The organism is Micromonospora sp. SL1-18 (genome assembly GCF_047921505.1).
In the GTDB taxonomy this organism is placed as follows: Bacteria; Actinomycetota; Actinomycetes; order Mycobacteriales; family Micromonosporaceae; genus Micromonospora.
Genome location: NZ_JBLROA010000007.1, coordinates 57,831 through 75,749, shown reverse-complemented (window position 1 = coordinate 75,749; position 17,919 = coordinate 57,831). Strand labels below are relative to the sequence as shown.

The window sequence follows — 17,919 nt, the reverse complement described above, 5'->3', positions numbered from 1 at the left end:
CGTTTCTACCTCTCGTCCAGGAGGCGGAGGAGCTGGTTCCGACTGGCCGCCGGGCTCAACGCCACGGTCCGCAGGTGCTCCATGATCTTGGTGCAGGTACGCAGGTCGCCCGGCCGGTCCAGGACCATCTGCCCGGCGACCGTCTCCACCGAGGCGATGATCGGGTCCTCCGGGTCGGCGAACTCCAGGATGTGCAGCGAGCCCCGGGTGCCCCGGTGGTAGCCGGCCGAGAGTGGAATCACCTGCACGGTGATGTTGGGCAGCTCGCCCATCTTCAGCAGATGCCGCAGCTGGCCCTCCATCACGGACCGATCGCATACCGGGCGCAGCAACGCGCCCTCGTCGATGATGGCGTCGAGGATCGGTGGATCGTCACCCGTGAGCCGCTGCTGCCGGTCGAGTCGCAGCTGGACCCGCTGCTCCACCTGCTCGTCGCTGAGCGTGTGCGGTCCGCCGCGCATCACGCCCCGGATGTAGTCGGCGGTCTGGAGCAGGCCGGGCACCACGGAGGGTTCGAAGTTGGCGATCCCGGTCGCCTCCGCCTCCAGCGCGATGAAGTCGATGGTCCGCCGATCCAGCAGGTACGAGTAGGAGACCCACCAGCCGGGCTTGCGGGCGTCCTTGGCCAGTTGCACCGCTGCGGCGATCTCGTCCGGGCCCACGCCGTAGAGGGTGAGCAGGGCGCGCACGGTGGCCGGGCTGATCAGGGTCTGCGCGTTCTCGTACCGCGACAGGGTGCTCCGGGTGCTGTTGATCTCGTCGGCTGCGGCCTCGAGGGTCAGGCCGGCGGCCTCCCGGTGGGTACGCAGGGCGATGCCGAGCCGTCGGGCCCGGGCGGTTTTCGGCGCCATGCATCGATGGTCGCACATTCGACGGGAGGATGGGCATGAGAGAATGCCGATGAGAATTGCATTCACGCGTATCCACCTGTCAATCTGTCACCACGTCCTCACCGTCGGTTGTCGTGGCGACGGCGGCGGTGAGCGACCGGAGGGGATGGGGCGCGCGGTGGTCGGGTTGAATCTCCCCCCACGACCTGATCGCCGCGTGCCCCTGCCGGGCAGGCCGGGCGGGGAGGGGATCGCATGACGGCGCGCTTTGTCCGGTGCCGCCGGTTCCGCTACCGGTTCCGGCCGCTGACGGGCTGCCGCCCACCGGACGGCGGTGGACGGGCATGACCCACTTCCTCGTGGTCCTCACCGACGTCCGGCCCCTGGACGGCGTGGCGCGCAACGAGCGGACGAGCCCGGAGCGCCGCCGGCAGGTGGTCGGGGCGAGCAGCCGGGAGGCGGCGGACCGGATCGCCGGAGCCTTCATGGCGCTGGGCATGGTCCGCGCCGGACGGCAGCGCGTCAAGGTCATCGCTGTCGGGCATCGCCCCGGCGATCCGGCGCACCGGAACTGAGTCCGCCCGCAGCGGCCTGCGCCGGACGCCCGCCTCCCCGGGTATCGGCTACCCGTGCTCGCCACGCACAGTAAGGTCAACCGAGTGAGCGCCACCGGCGAGCACGGCCAGCCGCAGTCGCGACCGAAGAGGTGACCACCAGTGACCACCCATGGCAAGATCCGTGTGGCGATCGTCTTCGGTGGCCGCAGCCCCGAGCACGGCATCTCCTGCGTCAGCGCGGGCAGCGTGCTGGGCGCGCTGGACCCGGACGAGTTCGAGGTGGTGCCGGTCGGCATCACCCGGCAGGGCCAGTGGGTGCTGGCCAGCGGCGACCCGAGCCAGCTCGCGATCCAGGATCGCAAGCTGCCGGAGATCACCCCCGGTTCCGGGGCCGAGCTGGTGCTGCGCGCGGACCCGGCGGCGGGCGGCCTGATGGTGCTCGACCCGACGCAGGGCCCCCGGGCCCTCGCGGACGTGGACCTGGTCTTCCCGGTGCTGCACGGCGCGTACGGCGAGGACGGCACCATCCAGGGAATGCTGGAGATGGCCGGCATCCCCTACGTCGGGGCGAACGTCTTCGCCTCCGCCGCCGCCATGGACAAGGAGTTCACCAAGAAGCTCTGCGTCGCCGAGGGCATCCCGGTCGGCCCGTACGTGGTGCTGCGCAACGGGATGACCATGACCGAGGAGGACAAGGAGCGGCTGGGCCTGCCGGTGTTCGTCAAGCCGTCCCGGGCCGGCTCCTCCTTCGGCATCACCAAGGTCGACGACTGGTCCCAGCTCGACGCCGCGGTCGCCACCGCCCGCGAGATCGACACCAAGGTGCTGGTCGAGGGCGCGATCGTCGGCCGCGAGATCGAGTGCGGGGTGCTGGAGGGCGAGGCCGGCGGCGCCCCCGAGGCGTCGGTGCTGGCCGAGGTACGGGTGATCTCCGGCCACGACTGGTACGACTTCGAGGCCAAGTACATCGACGACGCCTGCGAGTACGACATCCCGGCGAACCTGCCCGAGCGGGTCACCCGCCAGGTGCAGGAGTACGCCGCCCGCGCGTTCACCGCGCTGGACTGCTCCGGACTGGCCCGGGCCGACTTCTTTGTCACCCCCGAGTTGGACGTCTACCTCAACGAGATCAACACCATGCCGGGCTTCACCTCGACGTCGATGTTCCCGCGCATGTGGGCGGCCAGCGGCCTGGAGTATCCCAAGCTGGTCAACCGCCTCATCCGCACCGCCCTCCGCCGCGCCGGCCGCTGACCAACCGGCCTGCCCACCCGAGACCCGCGAGGGATCAGTGATGGGCCGGTCAGGGGGTGCGGCAGCCGGAGGGGGCGGTCTTGGCGGACGGGACCGACTGGACGATCGCGTTGGAGATCGGGGCGACCCACTGGAGCGGCTGCTCGTACGCCTTTGGCAGCCGGACCCGGACCGGAACCTCCCGGTCGACGGCGGTCAGCACGGCGCCGTCGGCCTTCTCCACCGTGTACCAGCAGACCCCGTTGACCCGCCACACGTCGCCGGTCGCCGGGATGCAGCCGTCGGCCGGTTGATCGGTCGACGCGCCCGGGGCGGCCGACGGGCACAGCTCGAGCTGCGGGGTACCGCCGCAGGAGACCGTCAGCGCCGGGTCGCCGTACGCGACGTTCTGCTCGGCACCGGCGGTGACCGGCCGCTGCCGCAGGTCGTGGACGCTCGCCGGGAGCTGCGACACCAGGGCGCGGCACACCGTCGCCGGCCGCTCCGCCAAGGCCGGGGCCGGCAGCTCGACCGGGGTGGTCGACTGCGGCCGGACGACGGTCGCCGACGCGCTCGGCGTTCCGTCCGGCTCCGCGGGGGAGAGCTTGGCGAAGGTGAACCCGGCCACCGCCACGGTGACCGGCAGCGCGACCAGCGTCGCCCAGAGCGCCGCCCGGCGGGTGGTGGGATCGCGACGCGGGGCCGGCTCGGCCGGGCGGGACTCGTCGGGAGCGGGAGAGGAAGTGATCTCGTCCACTTACAGGCGCACCACCGAACACGTGAGGGTGCGGGTGATACCGGGCACCATCTGCACCTTGCTGACGATGAGTTTGCCGAGCTCGTCGACGGTGTTCGCCTCGGTCAGCACGACCACGTCGTACGGCCCGGTGACGGCGTCGACCCGTACCACGCCGGTAAGGTCCGCGATCTGACCGGCCACGTCACGCGCCCGACCGACCTCGGTCTGGATGAGGATGTACGCCTGTACCACGACTCGACCTCCGTCCGTCGCCGACTGGGGCGACCCGAAGGGTGAAACTACCCTACGGAGCAGCCCTGATCCCTATCGGTGGCCAGCTGGACGCGGTGAGCGAGGACACGCCGGGGCGTGGTGCGGGAATGCGGAAACGGAAGAGCACGGCGAGGGGACAGCATGACGGTCGCGGGTGTCGGGGAGTTCGGGCTGATCGATCGGGTGACCGCCCGGCTGGCGCACGGGGAGAGCTGCCTGCTCGGCCCGGGTGACGACGCGGCGGTGGTGGCGGCCCCGGACCGGCGGGTGGTGGCCTCCACCGATGTGCTGGTCGAGGGGCGGCACTTCCGCCGGGACTGGGCCGGGGCGCGGGACATCGGACACCGGGCGGCGGCGGCCAACCTGGCCGACATCGCGGCCATGGGCGCCACCCCGACCGCGCTGCTGGTCGCCCTCTGCATCCCGGCGGAGCTGGACACGAGCTGGGCGGAGGAACTGGCCGACGGGCTGGGCGCAGAGGCGGGCCTGGTCGGGGCGGGCGTGGTCGGCGGCGACATGTCGGCCAGCCCCATCATCACGATCGCGGTCACCGCCCTGGGCGACCTGGGCGGCCGGCCACCGGTGGTCCGCTCGGGAGCCCGCCCGGGCGACGTGGTGGCGCTGGCCGGACGGACCGGCTGGGCGGCGGCCGGCTACACCGTCCTCTCCCGTGGCTTCCGGACGCCCCGGCTGCTGGTCGAGGCGTACCGCCGCCCCGAGGTGCCGTACGCGGCCGGCCCGGAGGCGGCCCGACACGGCGCCACCGCCATGATCGACGTCTCGGACGGGCTTCTCGCCGATCTGGGGCACGTGGCGAAGGCCAGCGGGGTGGCGATCGACGTGACCCGGGACGCGTTCGAGGTGCCCCGGCAGATGCGCGACGCGGCCCAGGCGTTGGGCGTCGACCCGTACTCCTGGATCCTGGCCGGCGGCGAGGACCACGCCCTGGTGGCGGCCTTCCCGGCGACGGCGGCGCTGCCGTCCGGGTGGCGGCCGATCGGGCGGGTGGCCGAGGGCGCCGGGGTAACCGTGGACGGCGCGGCGTACGCGGGCCCCGCCGGCTGGGACCACTTCCGCCGGGCGGAGTGATCTGCGACCGATGTGCGCCGGTCGGCCCCGCGCGGCCCGGACTCGGGTCGTACTTTCCTGATGTGAGCGAGATCGAGATCCGGGTGCGGCGCTTCGACGCGCCCGAGTCCCAGGCGTTGATCCGGGCGGCCCTGGCCGACCTCGGCCAGCGGTACGGCGGCAGCGGTGACGACACGCCGGTCGACGCGGCGGAGTTCGAGCCGCCGGCCGGCACCTTCCTGGTCGCCTACCTCGACGGGCAGCCGGTGGGCTGCGGCGGCTGGCGCAGCCACGGCGACGACGGCGGGACGGCCGAACTGAAGCGGATGTACACCGCGCCGGCAGCCCGGGGGCGGGGCATCGCCCGGTCGGTGCTCGCGGCGGTCGAGCGGTCGGCGCGCGGGCAGGGCCGCAAGCGGATCGTCCTGGAGTGCGGCGACAGGCAGCCCGAGGCGATCGCCATGTACACCTCGGCCGGCTACGAGCGGATCCCGAATTTCGGCTTCTACCAGGACGCGCCGGGCTGCCTGTCGTTCGGTCGTACCCTCTGACCGCCGCCGCCCGGCCACGACAGAAGCCGGCGGACCCGTTCGGGTCCGCCGGCTTCCGACGATTTTCGGGTGACGCTACCGCGTCAGGCGCGGGTGACCTTGCCGGCCTTGATGCACGAGGTGCAGACCTGCAACTTCTTGGTGGTGCCGCCACCGGCCGGGGTACGCACCGACTGGATGTTCGGGTTCCAGCGGCGGTTGGTCCGCCGGTGCGAGTGGGACACGTTGTGGCCGAAGCCCGGCCCCTTGCCACAGACGTCGCACACGCTAGCCACGGGATACTCCTGGGTTTGAAACGTTCATGAGGTCGCCGCCAGGCGCTGCCCGGGCAACCTGGCCAGGTTACCCGATGCCTGGCCGGTACGCCCAACCGGCCCCGTCGGCGACGGCTCCCGGTCCCCGGGCGGCGGCAGATACGGCGAGCTGGAGTTGTCGGACGCGGAACCCAGCGTATCGGCGGTTCCGGCGGGTTCCGGCGTGCGGCCCTCGCCGGAGCGTGCGGGCGGACGGCCGGCGGACACGCCGACGTGGTCCGGGCGAGCCCGGCGCGCGTCGGTGCGCGCAAGTAGGCTTCCGGTCGTGCTGGACACCCTCGACGCCGCCGCGGTACGCCGGTGGTGCGCGAGCGGGCTGGCCGCCCTCAAACGGCACCAGGGTGAGATCGACGACCTCAACGTCTACCCGGTCCCGGACGGGGACACCGGCACCAACCTGGTGCTGACCCTCACCTCCGCGCAGCAGGCGCTCGCCATGGACCTGGGCACCCTTCCCGACGACGGGCACACCCCGCACGGCCACGCGCTGCGGCTCATGGCCCAGGGTGCCCTGCTCGGGGCGCGAGGCAACTCCGGGGTGATCCTGTCGCAGATCCTGCGCGGCTTCGCCGACGCGCTCGCCGCCGTCCCGGCCATCCGTGGCCGGCAACTCGCCGCCGCGCTGGCCGAGGCCGCCACCGCCGCGTACGCCGCGGTCGCCCACCCGGTCGAGGGCACCCTGCTCACCGTGGCCGCCGCCGCGGCGCGCGCAGCCGAGCAGGCGGACAGCGACGATCTGCGCACGGTGACCCGGGCCGCCGCGGGTGCGGCGGCGCGGGCGCTGGCGCGTACCCCGGAGCAGTTGCCCGCGCTGGCCCGCGCCGGCGTGGTGGACGCCGGCGGGCGCGGCCTCTGCCTGCTGCTGGACGCCTTGGTCGAGGTGGCCACCGGAGAGAGCCCGAGGCCGGCGCCACCCGCGCCGCCCGCGGTGCGCCCGCCCGCCACGACCGTCCGGGAGACCGGCTCCCCGGCGTACGCCTACGAGGTGCAGTACCTGCTCGACGGCACCGACGAGGCGGTGGCCCGGCTGCGCGCCGAGCTGGACGCGCTCGGCGACTCGCTCGTCATCGTCGGTGACGGCGGTTCAGGCGTCGGGACCTGGAACGTGCACGTGCACGTCAACGACGTCGGCGCGGCGATCGAGGCGGGAGTCGTCGCCGGCCGTCCGCACCGGATCACGGTGACCCGGTTCGCCGACCAGCTGGCCCCGCCGCAGGCCCCGTTGTCGGGCGGCCGGGCAGCCGTGGTGGTGGCCGCCGGCGCCGGCATCGCCGAGCTGTTCGCCGCCGAGGGGGCCAGCGTGGTGCCGGCCAACCCGTCCACGGGTGAGCTGCTCGACGCGATCCGCGCCACCGGGGCGGCCCGGGTGGTGGTGTTACCCAACGACCCCAACACCCAGTCGGTGGCGAGCGCCGCCGCGCAGGAGGCGCACGGGCTCGGGGTGAAGGTGAGCGTGGTGCCCACCCGCTCCCCGGTGCAGGCCCTCGCCGCCCTCGCCGTCCGCGACGCGTCCCGCCGCTTCTCCGACGATGTCATCGCCATGGCCGAGGCGGCCGGTGCCTGCCGGTACGCGGAGGTCGGCCACGCCGGCAAGGAGGCGCTGACGGTGGCCGGGCCGTGCCGGCCGGGCGACGTGCTGGCGCTGGTCGAGGGGGAGGTGCACCTGATCGGCGCCGACCTCCTCGACACCTGCAGCGCCGTGGTCGACCGGATGCTCGGCGGCGGCGGCGAGCTGGTCACCCTGCTCTGCGGGGCGGACGCCCCGGCCGGGTTGGCCGACCGGGTACGCGAACACGTCGAGCGGTCCTGGCCGTTCGTGGAGGTGCAGGCGTACGAGGGCGGGCAGCCGCACTATCCGCTCCTGGTGGGGGTCGAATGACGAGCGAACCGTCCACGGTGGACACGCCGCTGAAGAAGCTGGTCGGGGAGAAGACCGCCAAGGCCCTGGCCAGCCACCTCGACCTGCACACCGCCGGCGACCTGATCTACCACTTCCCCCGCCGCTACGACGAGCGCGGCGAGCACACCGACATCCGCTCGCTGGACGTGGGGGAGCAGGTCACCGTGCTGGCCCAGGTGCAGCGCACCGCCGTGCGGCCGATGCGCCAGCGCCGGGGCAACCTGCTGGAGGTGACCGTCGGCGACGGCTCCGGCGGGGTGCTCACCCTCACCTTCTTCGGCAACCAGGCGTGGCGGGAGCGGGAGCTGCGCCCCGGCCGGTGGGGGCTGTTCGCCGGCAAGGTCACCGAATTCCGGGGCAAGCGGCAGCTCAACGGCCCGGAGTACGTCCTGCTCGGCGAGGGCGGTGACGGCGAGGCGGCGGCCAACGAGGAGGTCGAGGAGTTCGCCGGAGCGCTGATCCCGGTCTACCCGGCCGCGGCGGCGGTGCCGACCTGGGTGATCGCGCGCTGCGTCCGGGTGGTGCTGGACACCTTCACCCCGCCGGAGGATCCGCTGCCCGCCAACGTCCGGGCCAGCCGCAACCTGGTCGGCATCGGCACCGCGCTGCGGGAGATCCACCGGCCGTCCAGCAAGGAGGAGCTGTATCGGTCCCGGCGCCGGCTCAAGTGGGACGAGGCGTTCGCCGTGCAGCTCACCCTGGTGCAGCGCAAGCACCGGGCGGCGGCCTGGCCGGCGCAGGCTCGCCCCGCCAAGCCGGGCGGTTTGCTGGACGCGTTCGACGCCCGGCTGCCGTACGAGCTGACCCCCGGCCAGCAGGTCGTCGGCCGGGAGGTCGCCGCGGACCTGGCCACCGCGCACCCGATGCACCGGCTGCTGCAGGGCGAGGTCGGTTCGGGCAAGGCACAACCACTCGACGCTCAAGTGCTAACGCCTACCGGTTTCCGCTTCATGGGCGAGTTGGCGGTCGGTGATGAAGTGGTCGTGGCCGACGGCGAAACGACAACGGTTGTTGCTGTCTACCCGCAAGGAGAACGCGACGTCTATAGACTGAATCTGTCCGACGGATCTTCGGTCGAGTGTGATCTTGAGCATCTGTGGGCGGTCAACACCACTGTCCGAAGAGACCGCGGAAATCCACTAAAGGCTCTCACGACCGGCGAGATTGCGGCCGATTTGAAGTCGGCAAACGGATCCTCCAAATGGCACCTGCCGATGATTGCACCGCCCGAACTCGACTGTTTCGTCGAGCGTCCACTTGACCCGTACCTTCTCGGCGTGCTTATCGGCGATGGCTGTCTGCGGAATGGCCGGGTGATGGTCACTACGGCCGATGCGGAGATCGTTTGTGAAACTATTGCCCGCCTGCCCGGTGGTTGCCACCTCATCAAGCCTAGCTACGGCCGGAAGTATGACTGGTTCATTTTGGGGTGCCGACGTGGCAAGAACCCGGTTATTGAGATTCTCACGTCCCTCGGCCTCATGGGCCACGGCGCCCATGACAAGTTCATCCCGACTGCCTATCTTGTCGCTCCTGTCGCGGCACGACATCTCCTTCTACAAGGCATCCTGGACACGGACGGCACCTTAGACCGAAGGTCAGGATCGAACATTTCCTTCCTGACTGCCTCTGAGCGGCTTGCCTCAGATGTCCGATGGCTTGTCCAGTCGTTGGGCGGGACATGCCGTACCCATTCCGTAACGAAGGTCGGGCGGCAGTATTTTCAGGCGAGCATTCGACTTCCGAACGAGCTTCCCCCGTTTCGGCTCCAGCGCAAGGCGGCTCTCGTTCGGACAAGAACCAAGTACGCCAAGCCGGTGCGCGCAATCCGATCGGTCGAATATGTTGGCAAAAAGCAGATGCAGTGCATATCCATCGCGCACCCCAGTCAGCTGTATGTGACCGATGGCTTCGTCGTCACGCACAACACGGTGGTGGCGCTGCGGGCCATGCTCCAGGTGGTCGACGCCGGCGGGCAGGCGGCCCTGCTCGCCCCGACCGAGGTGCTCGCCGCCCAGCACCACCGGGGCATGCTCGACCTGCTCGGCCCGCTCGCCCACGCCGGCGAGCTGGGCGCGGCCGACGAGGCGACCCGGGTGGAGTTGGTCACCGGTTCGCTCGGCGCGGCGGCCCGCCGGCGGGCGCTCGCCGAGGTGGCCGAGGGCCGGGCCGGCATCGTGCTCGGCACCCACGCCCTGCTCTACGAGGGGGTCGACTTCCACGACCTGGGCCTGGTGGTGGTTGACGAGCAGCACCGGTTCGGCGTGGAGCAGCGGGACGCGTTGCGGGCCAAGGCCGACCAGCCACCGCACGTGCTGGTGATGACGGCCACCCCGATCCCGCGCACGGTGGCCATGACCGTCTACGGCGACCTGGAGGTGTCCACCCTCTCCGAGCTGCCGCAGGGCCGCTCGCCGATCGCCTCGCACGTGGTGCCGGCCGCCGAGAAGCCGGCGTTCCTCGACCGGGCCTGGCGCCGGCTGCGCGAGGAGGTCGCCAACGGCCACCAGGCGTACGTGGTCTGCCCGCGGATCGGTGAGGGGCCGGTCAGCGACGAGGAGGCCCCGCGCGAGGACGACAACGGCCGTCGACCGCCCCTCGCCGTGACCGAAGTGGCGCCGCTGCTCGCCGAGGGACCGCTGCACGGGCTGCGGATCGGGGTGCTGCACGGGCGGCTGCCGGCCGACGAGAAGGACGCGGTGATGCGCTCCTTCGCCGCCGGCGACCTGGACGTGCTGGTGGCGACCACGGTGGTCGAGGTGGGCGTGAACGTGCCCAACGCCACCGTGATGATCGTGCTGGACGCCGACCGGTTCGGCGTCTCTCAGCTGCACCAGTTGCGCGGCCGGGTGGGTCGGGGCTCGGCGGCCGGCCTCTGCCTGCTGGTCAGCGAGGCGGTGGAGGGCTCGTCGGCCCGGGAGCGCCTCGACGCGGTCGCCTCCACCACCGACGGCTTCAAGCTCGCCGAGCTGGACCTGGAGCAGCGCCGCGAGGGCGACGTGCTGGGGGCGACCCAGTCCGGCCGCCGGTCCCACCTGCGGCTGCTGTCACTGTTGCGGGACACCGACCTGATCCGGGACGCCCGGGCCGAGGCGATCGCCCTGGTCGAGGAGGACCCGGAGCTGGACCGGCATCCGGCCCTGGCCGCCTCGGTCGCCGCCCTGGTCGACGAGGAACGCGCGGAGTACCTCCAAAAGGGATGATCCGCCGTAGCGGGCTAGAAAGTGTCCCGACCAGGGATTGTTGCATTTGCATCTGTTGTGCGACTCTCTTGCCAATGCTGCCAGCGTCGGCGCCTCACCCCCGGCCTCACGCTGGCAGCGGGGAAGCCAGGGAGAGGATTTCACGTGACGCGGAGACGTCGCCAACTGCTGGCAGGGATCGTGGTCGCGGTGCTCGCGATCTCGTCCGGCGTGGTCGCCACATACTGGGCGGGCGAATCAGAAGAGTACGAGGTAGAAGCCGAGGAGATGCCGGGCGCGCTGGGTCGGCACCTGGAGAAGTTGCGCGAGGCGATTCCCGGACAGCAGGGCATGTCCGAGGAAGGCCCCGGGTCCGGTGCCGACGCCGCATTCGCCGAGCGGGCCTATCCAGCCGAGACGATCACAGTGGCGCAGATGAACCGAGCCCGGTCGTCGTTCAGCTCCGCCAAGGGCCGCCCGTTCCCGAAGGGCAAGGGGCAGAAGGGCACCTGGGTGACGGTGGGGCCGAAGGAGGCCCGCTACCCGGCCACTCCGTACCGGGACTGGTCCAGCTACGTGCCGAACGAATACATCGCCGGCGGTCGTACCACCTCGATCGCGATCAGCCCCACCTGTGTCCCGGGCAGCTGCAAGATGTGGATCACGCCGGCCGGCGGCGGTGTCTGGCGCACGGACAACGCGCTCGCAGACGTCCCGAGCTGGCGCTACCTCGGCGGTCCGCTCGGCACCAACGCCGCCGGTACGGTGACCGTCGACCGTAACGACGCCACCGGCAACACCATCTACCTCGGCACCGGCGAGGCGAACATCTGCGCCTCCGGCTGCGTGGCCGGCGTCGGCCTCTACAAGTCAAGCGACGGTGGCAACACCTGGACCGGCCCCCTGGGCCAGGCCGAACTCGGCGGGAAGGGCATCGGCGAGATCGCGGTCAAGCCGGGCGACCCGAAGACGATCTATGTCGGCACCACCTCCGCGCTGCGCGGCATGTCGAGCGTCTGCTGCTCCGGCATCACCCGCCCGGTGCCCGACGCGGCCAAGTGGGGCCTCTACAAGTCGACCGACGGTGGCGCCACCTGGGCGTTCATCCACAACGGTACGGCCGACGCCACGCAGTGCACCGGCAGCGAGGCGGAGTTCAACAACCAGAGCGCCTGCTCGCCGCGGGGCGTCCGGGACATCGAGCTCGACCCGGTGGACCCGAACATCGTCTACGCCTCGTCCTACGCGCGGGGCATCTGGCGGTCCTCGGACGGCGGCACCACCTGGGCACAGATCAAGACCTCGCTCAACTCCGGTGTCATCCAGACCTGGGCCGCGTTCGCCGCGACCCGGCTCGCCAACGGCAAGACCCGGATGTACGTCTTCGAGGGCAACACCGGCAACCCGTACTCCCGGCTGTTCCGGAGCGACGACGTGGCCGCCGGTACCCCCACGTTCACGGACCTGACCAGCACCAACGCCGCTGACACCGGCTTTGCCTGGTTCGACCTGTGTGGCGGGCAGTGCTGGTACGACATGTTCGTCTACACGCCGGACGGGCACCCCGACATGGTCTACGCCGGTGGTTCCTACGCCTACGGCGAGAGCATCGCCAACAAGCGGGCCGTGGTGCTGTCCACGGACGCCGGCGTCACCGGCACGGACATGACCTACGACGGGACCGACGAGGAACACCCGAACGGCCTGCACCCGGACCAGCACGCCATCGTCACCAACCCCAACAACCCATTCCAGTTCTTCGAGACCAACGACGGCGGCGTGATGCGCTCCAGCGGGAACCTCGTGGACCGTTCGTCGTGGTGCGACAACGCTGAACGGCGGCTGAAGGGCGCGCGGCTGGAGCGGTGCCGGCAGATGCTGTCGCGCATCCCGGAGCGGTTGCAGGGCGTCAACAAGGGGCTGACCACCCTGCAGTTCCAGAGCCTGTCGGTCAGCCCGCACAACAGCAACCTGCTGCAGGGTGGGACGCAGGACAACGGCACGTGGGAGAACGGCGGCAGCCCGAGCCTGTGGACCAACACCATGATCGGCGACGGTGGGCAGTCCGGCTTCGACGTGGCGCGGCCGGAGTTCCGGTTCCACAACTTCTACGACGCCAGCACCGAGGTCAACTTCAACAACGGCGACATCGCGGACTGGATCTGGACCGCCGACCCGATCTACGGGCAGGCCAACACGCAGTTCTACGCGCCGGTGATCAGCGACCCGAAGGTCAGCCGGACGATGTTCGTCGGTACCGGGCGGACCGTCTACCGCACCAAGACCTCCGGTCTCGGCAACCGGTCGCTCCAGGAGGCCAACCGGATCTGCAACAGCTGGAACGGCACCTACGAGGCACAGTGCGGCGACTGGGTGGAGCTCGGGACCAAGCGGCTCACCGCGACGGGCTGGGGCGACCGGGCCGGTGGCGCCGTGGCGGCGGTCGAGCGGACCACCGCCGACACCACCACGGCCTGGGCGGCGACGACCACCGGACGGGTCTTCATCTCCCGGAACGTCAACGCGGAGCCGGCGAGTTCGGTGTCGTGGACGCGGCTGGACGAGGCGACGACCCCCAACCGGTTCGTCAGCAGCATTCACGTGGACCCGGCCGACGGTAACCACGCGTGGATCTCGTACAGCGGCTTCGAATCGATCACGCCGAACACCAAGGGGCACGTCTTCGAGGTCCGGTACGACCCGGCGACCGAAAGGGCCACCTGGACCGACCGGTCGTACGACTTCGGTGACGTGCCGGTCACCGACCTCGTGCGGGACGACAAGACCGGGGACCTCTACGCGGCCACCGACTTCGGTGTGCTCCGGCTGGCGGCCGGCAGCACCACGTGGACCGATGCCGCTCCTGGCCTGCCGAATGTGGAGGTGGCCGGTCTGACCATCCTGTCGGGCCAGCGGATCCTCTACGCCGCGTCGCACGGTCTTGGCGCCTGGCGGCTCAATCTCAACTGAGGACCATTCGGAGAATCCGGGCGAGGGGCCGCGCCAGCGGCCCCTCGCCGTACCCGCCGAAGGGCCCTTGATCGACTCGGTGTGCGGCATTCTGTGGTTTCCGCCGCCGCGGATGCACCGATGTGCCGCATGCGGAGTTGATCATCCCGCCGTTCGGGCCGGAGAACCGGGCCGGATGCGCCGAGGGCGCGCCGACCGGGTGGTCGACGCGCCCTCGGTTCAGTTCAGCGTGAGTGATTCAGCTCAGCGCGGGTCAGGCGGTGAAGCGGAGCCGACGACGGCGAGCCATCACGAAGAGCACCGCGCCGGCGGCGAGCAGCACGGCCGCCCCACCGGCGATGGCGCCGGCGGCCGGACCGGTGACCGGCAGACCGCCACCCTGGCCGTTGTCGCAGTCGGCCGGCTTCTCCCAGGCGATCGGCGACGTGTCATCGAGGCCCTCGGCCGTCGGGGTGACGGTCAGGCCCTTGAAGGCCTTGAACTTCGCGGTCTTGGTCTCGCCCGGCTTCACGACCAGCGTCTGCGCCTCGCCCTTGTTCGGGGTGAGGGTCAGCTCGACGGTCTCGCCGTCCTTGGGGTTCTCGATCTGGAAGATCAGCTCGTCGCAGGTGGACAGGTAGCTGCCCGAGGGCTCGCCCGGCTTGACGCAGTCCTTGGCCTCCGCAGGCTTGTCGTCGAAGAGCGGCCGCTCCTGGCCGGCCTCAGTGACCTTGATCTTGCTGGCGTTCTTGGCCGGAACCGTGATCGTCTTGTCCTTGCCCGGCTCGACGGTCGCCTTCTCGGTGAAGCCGTCGGTGCCGGTGACGGTGAACGAGGCCTCCTTGGTCGCCTCGGCGCCGTTCTCCAGCTTCACCGCGACGTCACCGGTGCAGTCGGAGGTCACCGTGGCCTTGGGGTTGGCCTGGGCGGGCGGCGGGGTGACCACCTTGGCGCAGCTCTCGCTGAACTTGATGGAGCCGCTCTTGTCGCTTTCCTCCTGGTACTTGTTGTCCCACTGGGCGCGGACGGTCAGCGACGCCTCAGTGACATCACCCGCAAGGCGGGCGGTGCCCACCAGCGGCTGAGTAACCGGGTGCGGGAACTTGGCGTCCTCGGTGGCCTGAATGCCGTCGATGGTGAACGGAGTGCTGGTCTCGCCAGCCTTGCTCGTGGCCTCGGCCTTGGTGAGCTTGAAGTTGTTCACCCCTTCCGGCGCGTAGGTCTGCACGGTCCAGGTGGTGATCCACTCGCCCGCGGCAGTGTCGCACTGGGCAGTGACCTTGACCTCGCTGTGGTGGGCGCTGGCGGGGGAAGCCACCACAGCGACGCCGGCGAGGCCGATCAGCGCGCCGGCGGTGACCGCCATGGCACGCCGGAGGTTCAGACGGTTCACGTCTACTCCTGATGAGGGGAAACGGAGGGATTGCCGGGCGGACTGAAGCCTCTCGCGCGGCAACCGGGCAGACGGTAGCGAAATCGACACGGCGTGCGTTACCTCGATCGAGGTGCCACACGGGATCCGTTATGAAGTTGAGATCATTGATCTACGGCGGGGGTCAGCCGGGTCGCCTCGTCGTGCGGGCCGGGCCGGCCGGGCCGTCGCGTAGCGTCAACGGCATGTGTGGGAGCAGACGGTGACCCGGATCGTGGCCGGGACGCTCGGCGGTCGGCGGATCGTCGCGCCGCCCGGCGCCGGCACCCGGCCGACCTCCGACCGGGTCCGGGAGGCGCTGTTCAGCGCGGTGCAGGCCGAACTCGACCTCGACGGCGCGCGCGTCGCCGACCTCTACGCCGGCTCGGGGGCGGTCGGGCTGGAGGCGCTGTCCCGGGGCGCCGCGCACGTGCTGCTGGTCGAGTCCGACGCCCGGGCGGCCCGGGTGATCCGGGAGAACATCGCCGCGCTGGAGGCCGCCCCGGCCGCCCGCCTGGTCACCGGCAAGGTGGCCACCGTGCTCGCGGCCGGGCCCGACGATGGGCCGTACGACGTGGTCTTCGCCGACCCGCCGTACGCTGTACCCGACCGGGAGGTCACCGCGATGCTGGCCGCGCTGGTCGGCGGCTGGCTGGCCACGGACGCCCTGGTGATCGTGGAGCGGTCCAGCCGGACCGGGCCGGTCACCTGGGTGGAAGGCATCACGGCCGAGCGCAGTCGCCGCTACGGCGAGACCACCCTTTGGTACGGTCGCCGATCATGAGACGTGCGGTATGTCCGGGCTCCTTCGACCCGGTCACCAACGGACACCTCGACATCATCGGCCGGGCCAGCCGCCTGTTCGACGAGGTGATCGTCGGCGTGCTGGTCAACCAGTCGAAGCAGGGGCTGTTCACCGTCGAGGAGCGGATCAAGATGCTCCGCGAGGTGACCTCCTCGTACGACAACGTGCGGGTCGAGTCGTTCCGCGGGCTGCTGGTGGACTTCTGCCGGGCGCAGCAGGCGAGTGTGCTGATCAAGGGCCTGCGGGCGGTCAGCGACTTCGACTACGAGCTCCAGATGGCCCAGATGAACATCGGCCTGGCCGGCGTCGAGACCCTCTTCATGCCGACCAACCCGCTCTACTCCTTCCTCTCCTCCAGCTTGGTCAAGGACGTGGCCAAGTGGGGGGGCGACATCTCCGCCCACGTCCCCGACGTCGTCCGCGAGCAACTAGTGGCCCGCCTCACCCCCAACCCCCGCCCCTGACCCCCGCGCCCTCCCCTGGCCGCGCGATCTTGCACTTACGGTCGGGGATTCGTCCCTGGGCGGGTGGAATGCCGGGGCCGAAAGTGCAAGATCGGTGAGCGGAGGGCGGGGCGACGCGCCGGGCAGGGGTGAAAGAGTGCTGGTGGAGTGGGCGCGACATGATGTGTGCAGCGCCGAACCCGGGCGCAGGCCGCATCATGTAGGTGGCCAACGAGGACAGGAGTGAGGTACCGGTGGACCCGCTCGATCGCATCGACGAACTGATCGCCATGGTGGAGCAGGCGCGCTCCGTCCCGATGTCGCGCAACAACTGCATGGTCGACCGGGGTGAGACGATCGCAGCTCTCGACGAGCTGCGCGCGGAGCTGCCCGCCGACCTGCGCCGGGCCGCCGCGCTGCTCGAGGAGCGGGACAAGATCATGGAGGCCGGCAAGCGCGAGGCCGACCGGATCATCAGCGAGGGTGAGGCGGAACACGCCCGCCTGGTCTCGGTGAACGAGATCACGGTCTCCGCCGAGCACGAGGGCGCCCGGATCGTCGCCGAGGCCCGCGCCGAGGCGCAGCGCCTTCGGGACGAGGTGGACGACTACGTCGATACCGCCCTGGCCAACTTCGAGCAGTTCCTCACCCGGGCGCTCGCCTCGATAGAGCGTGGCCGGGACAAGATGCACGCGCTGCGCGAGATCGGCACCTTCGCCGGTGAAGAGGCCGATCGCCCGCTACCCTTCTGAGCGCCCCCTAGCCGGCGGCCGACAGCCGGCACCCGACGGGCCGGGGTGCGCCGTGCCCCCGGTTCGACGGTCGGGCGGCCGCCCAGGTAACCTTTTTTGTCGGCCTCTCACCGGCCGGAGTCTAACTATGCCCAAACACTCGCCATCTCCACTCGACCCCAGGTCGCCGCTGGTCCTCGACACGAGAGACCTGCCGCGTCGGCCTGGCGCGTTGCGTACGGTCAAGCGGGTCGTGCCGGCACCGGAGGACCTCGGCGTGGAGTTGATCGGCGTGCCGCAGGGCGCGGACCTCGACCTCGACCTGAGGTTGGAGTCGGTGTCTGAGGGCGTGCTCGTCTCCGGGGCCGTCACCGGCCCCGTCAAGGGCGAGTGCGGCCGCTGCCTGCGCGAGATCGACGACTCGGTGGTCGTGAAGATCCAGGAGCTGTACGCGTGCGAGAACAGCACCACGGACGACACGACCGACGAGGACGAGGTGGGCCGGATGCAGGGCGATCTGATCGACCTGGAGCCGGCGTTGCGGGACGCGGTGGTGCTAGCGCTGCCGACCAACCCGCTCTGCCGGGAGGACTGCCCAGGCTTGTGCCCCGACTGCGGGGTGCACTGGGACGATCTGCCGGCCGACCACAGCCATCAGCAGATCGACCCGCGTTGGGCGGGCCTGTCGCAACTGACCCGTACAGAGGAGTAAGAACCGTGGCCGTCCCCAAGCGCAAGATGTCGCGCAGCAACACCCGGGCCCGTCGGGCGCAGTGGAAGGCCGCGGCGGTCGCGACCGTGGCCTGCCCGCAGTGCAAGTCGCCCAAGCTGCCGCACGCCGCCTGCTCCGTCTGCGGCACCTACAACGGCCGCCAGGTCCTCGAGGTCTGACCTGGACGCCGAGTGACGTCCCCGACTACCGGTCGGGTGGCG

The 17,919-nt window shown here is 71.0% G+C and carries 16 protein-coding genes and 2 pseudogenes; 13 read left to right on the top strand and 5 right to left on the bottom strand.

Translation table 11 applies throughout. The annotated features are described in order from the left end of the window. Positions 1 to 5 precede the first annotated feature (5 nt). Positions 6 to 851: a helix-turn-helix domain-containing protein gene (locus ACNAW0_RS04990; protein ID WP_416286511.1), complete on the bottom strand. Its 846-nt coding sequence runs from the start codon at positions 849 to 851 to the stop codon at positions 6 to 8. A 323-nt stretch (positions 852 to 1,174) separates the two neighbouring features. Here ACNAW0_RS04990 and ACNAW0_RS04985 point away from each other — a divergent pair, with 323 nt between their 5' ends. Together ACNAW0_RS04985 and ACNAW0_RS04980 are read left to right on the top strand one after the other, a co-directional pair. Beyond that, positions 1,175 to 1,405 carry a hypothetical protein gene (locus ACNAW0_RS04985; protein WP_416286510.1) on the top strand — a complete coding sequence of 77 codons (231 nt, stop codon included), beginning with the start codon at positions 1,175 to 1,177 and terminating at the stop codon, positions 1,403 to 1,405. A gap of 141 nt (positions 1,406 to 1,546) precedes the next feature. Then, positions 1,547 to 2,641 carry a D-alanine--D-alanine ligase family protein gene (locus ACNAW0_RS04980; RefSeq protein WP_416286509.1) on the top strand — a complete coding sequence of 365 codons (1,095 nt, stop codon included), beginning with the start codon at positions 1,547 to 1,549 and terminating at the stop codon, positions 2,639 to 2,641. 49 nt (positions 2,642 to 2,690) lie between these two features. Here the strand turns inward: ACNAW0_RS04980 and ACNAW0_RS04975 are convergent, their stop codons facing one another. After that, entirely contained in the window at positions 2,691 to 3,377 is a 687-nt protein-coding gene (locus ACNAW0_RS04975; protein WP_416286508.1) for a DUF3515 family protein, read from the bottom strand. After that, positions 3,378 to 3,611: an Lrp/AsnC ligand binding domain-containing protein gene (locus tag ACNAW0_RS04970; RefSeq protein ID WP_148797835.1), complete on the bottom strand. Its 234-nt coding sequence runs from the start codon at positions 3,609 to 3,611 to the stop codon at positions 3,378 to 3,380. A gap of 162 nt (positions 3,612 to 3,773) precedes the next feature. Between ACNAW0_RS04970 and ACNAW0_RS04965 the strand changes: the two genes are divergently transcribed. Beyond that, positions 3,774 to 4,721, top strand: a complete 948-nt coding sequence (locus ACNAW0_RS04965; protein ID WP_416286507.1) for a thiamine-phosphate kinase — start codon at positions 3,774 to 3,776, stop codon at positions 4,719 to 4,721. A gap of 62 nt (positions 4,722 to 4,783) precedes the next feature. Next, positions 4,784 to 5,251 carry a GNAT family N-acetyltransferase gene (locus ACNAW0_RS04960; RefSeq protein WP_416286506.1) on the top strand — a complete coding sequence of 156 codons (468 nt, stop codon included), beginning with the start codon at positions 4,784 to 4,786 and terminating at the stop codon, positions 5,249 to 5,251. Positions 5,252 to 5,334: 83 nt separating this feature from the next. Here ACNAW0_RS04960 and rpmB read toward each other — a convergent pair whose 3' ends face one another. After that, on the bottom strand, positions 5,335 to 5,526 hold the full coding sequence (gene rpmB, locus ACNAW0_RS04955; protein WP_013284551.1) for a 50S ribosomal protein L28: 192 nt from the start codon (positions 5,524 to 5,526) through the stop codon (positions 5,335 to 5,337). Between the two features lie 304 nt (positions 5,527 to 5,830). On the opposite strand from rpmB, the gene ACNAW0_RS04950 reads away from it, so the two are divergent. The 4 genes and pseudogenes from ACNAW0_RS04950 (at position 5,831) to ACNAW0_RS04935 (ending at position 13,617) form a co-directional block, all read left to right on the top strand. Continuing rightward, positions 5,831 to 7,444, top strand: coding sequence for a DAK2 domain-containing protein (locus ACNAW0_RS04950; RefSeq protein WP_416286505.1), 1,614 nt, complete (start codon positions 5,831 to 5,833; stop codon positions 7,442 to 7,444). Further along, positions 7,441 to 8,367 (top strand): annotated as a pseudogene (locus tag ACNAW0_RS04945) (ATP-dependent DNA helicase RecG); the annotation flags it as partial. The gene ACNAW0_RS04950 and the pseudogene ACNAW0_RS04945, both read left to right, overlap by 4 nt. 966 nt (positions 8,368 to 9,333) lie before the next feature. Continuing rightward, positions 9,334 to 10,668, top strand: a pseudogene (locus ACNAW0_RS04940) (ATP-dependent DNA helicase RecG); the annotation flags it as partial. A gap of 144 nt (positions 10,669 to 10,812) precedes the next feature. Continuing rightward, a complete protein-coding gene (locus ACNAW0_RS04935) occupies positions 10,813 to 13,617 on the top strand; it encodes an exo-alpha-sialidase (protein ID WP_416286504.1) in 2,805 nt (934 codons plus the stop codon). A gap of 253 nt (positions 13,618 to 13,870) precedes the next feature. Here the strand turns inward: ACNAW0_RS04935 and ACNAW0_RS04930 are convergent, their stop codons facing one another. Then, complete coding sequence (locus ACNAW0_RS04930) at positions 13,871 to 14,989, bottom strand: cell wall anchor protein (protein ID WP_416286503.1); 1,119 nt, start codon at positions 14,987 to 14,989, stop codon at positions 13,871 to 13,873. Between the two features lie 241 nt (positions 14,990 to 15,230). Here ACNAW0_RS04930 and rsmD point away from each other — a divergent pair, with 241 nt between their 5' ends. The 5 genes from rsmD to rpmF all read left to right on the top strand — a co-directional run bounded on the left by rsmD (position 15,231) and on the right by rpmF (position 17,877). Further along, positions 15,231 to 15,791 carry a 16S rRNA (guanine(966)-N(2))-methyltransferase RsmD gene (rsmD, locus tag ACNAW0_RS04925; protein WP_416286502.1) on the top strand — a complete coding sequence of 187 codons (561 nt, stop codon included), beginning with the start codon at positions 15,231 to 15,233 and terminating at the stop codon, positions 15,789 to 15,791. Next, positions 15,788 to 16,276 (top strand): pantetheine-phosphate adenylyltransferase, encoded by a 489-nt coding sequence (gene coaD, locus ACNAW0_RS04920; protein ID WP_416286501.1) that lies wholly within the window; start codon positions 15,788 to 15,790, stop codon positions 16,274 to 16,276. Before rsmD ends, coaD begins: the two co-directional genes overlap by 4 nt. A 233-nt stretch (positions 16,277 to 16,509) precedes the next feature. Beyond that, on the top strand, positions 16,510 to 17,007 hold the full coding sequence (locus tag ACNAW0_RS04915) for a hypothetical protein (protein ID WP_416286500.1): 498 nt from the start codon (positions 16,510 to 16,512) through the stop codon (positions 17,005 to 17,007). 127 nt (positions 17,008 to 17,134) lie between these two features. Beyond that, on the top strand, positions 17,135 to 17,698 hold the full coding sequence (locus ACNAW0_RS04910; RefSeq protein ID WP_416286499.1) for a YceD family protein: 564 nt from the start codon (positions 17,135 to 17,137) through the stop codon (positions 17,696 to 17,698). A 5-nt stretch (positions 17,699 to 17,703) separates the two neighbouring features. Continuing rightward, the gene (gene rpmF, locus ACNAW0_RS04905; RefSeq protein WP_073832497.1) at positions 17,704 to 17,877 is read left to right on the top strand and encodes a 50S ribosomal protein L32; all 174 of its coding nucleotides are present in this window, start codon (positions 17,704 to 17,706) and stop codon (positions 17,875 to 17,877) included. Positions 17,878 to 17,919: the final 42 nt, after the last annotated feature.

Bases quoted from the DNA above. Each gene is read 5' to 3' on its own strand.
- ACNAW0_RS04965 (WP_416286507.1), top strand. From the start codon at position 3,774: ATGACGGTCGCGGGTGTCGGGGAGTTCGGGCTGATCGATCGGGTGACC.
- ACNAW0_RS04985 (WP_416286510.1), top strand. From the start codon at position 1,175: ATGACCCACTTCCTCGTGGTCCTCACCGACGTCCGGCCCCTGGACGGC.
- ACNAW0_RS04990 (WP_416286511.1), bottom strand. From the start codon at position 851: ATGGCGCCGAAAACCGCCCGGGCCCGACGGCTCGGCATCGCCCTGCGT.
- coaD (WP_416286501.1), top strand. From the start codon at position 15,788: ATGAGACGTGCGGTATGTCCGGGCTCCTTCGACCCGGTCACCAACGGA.
- ACNAW0_RS04910 (WP_416286499.1), top strand. From the start codon at position 17,135: ATGCCCAAACACTCGCCATCTCCACTCGACCCCAGGTCGCCGCTGGTC.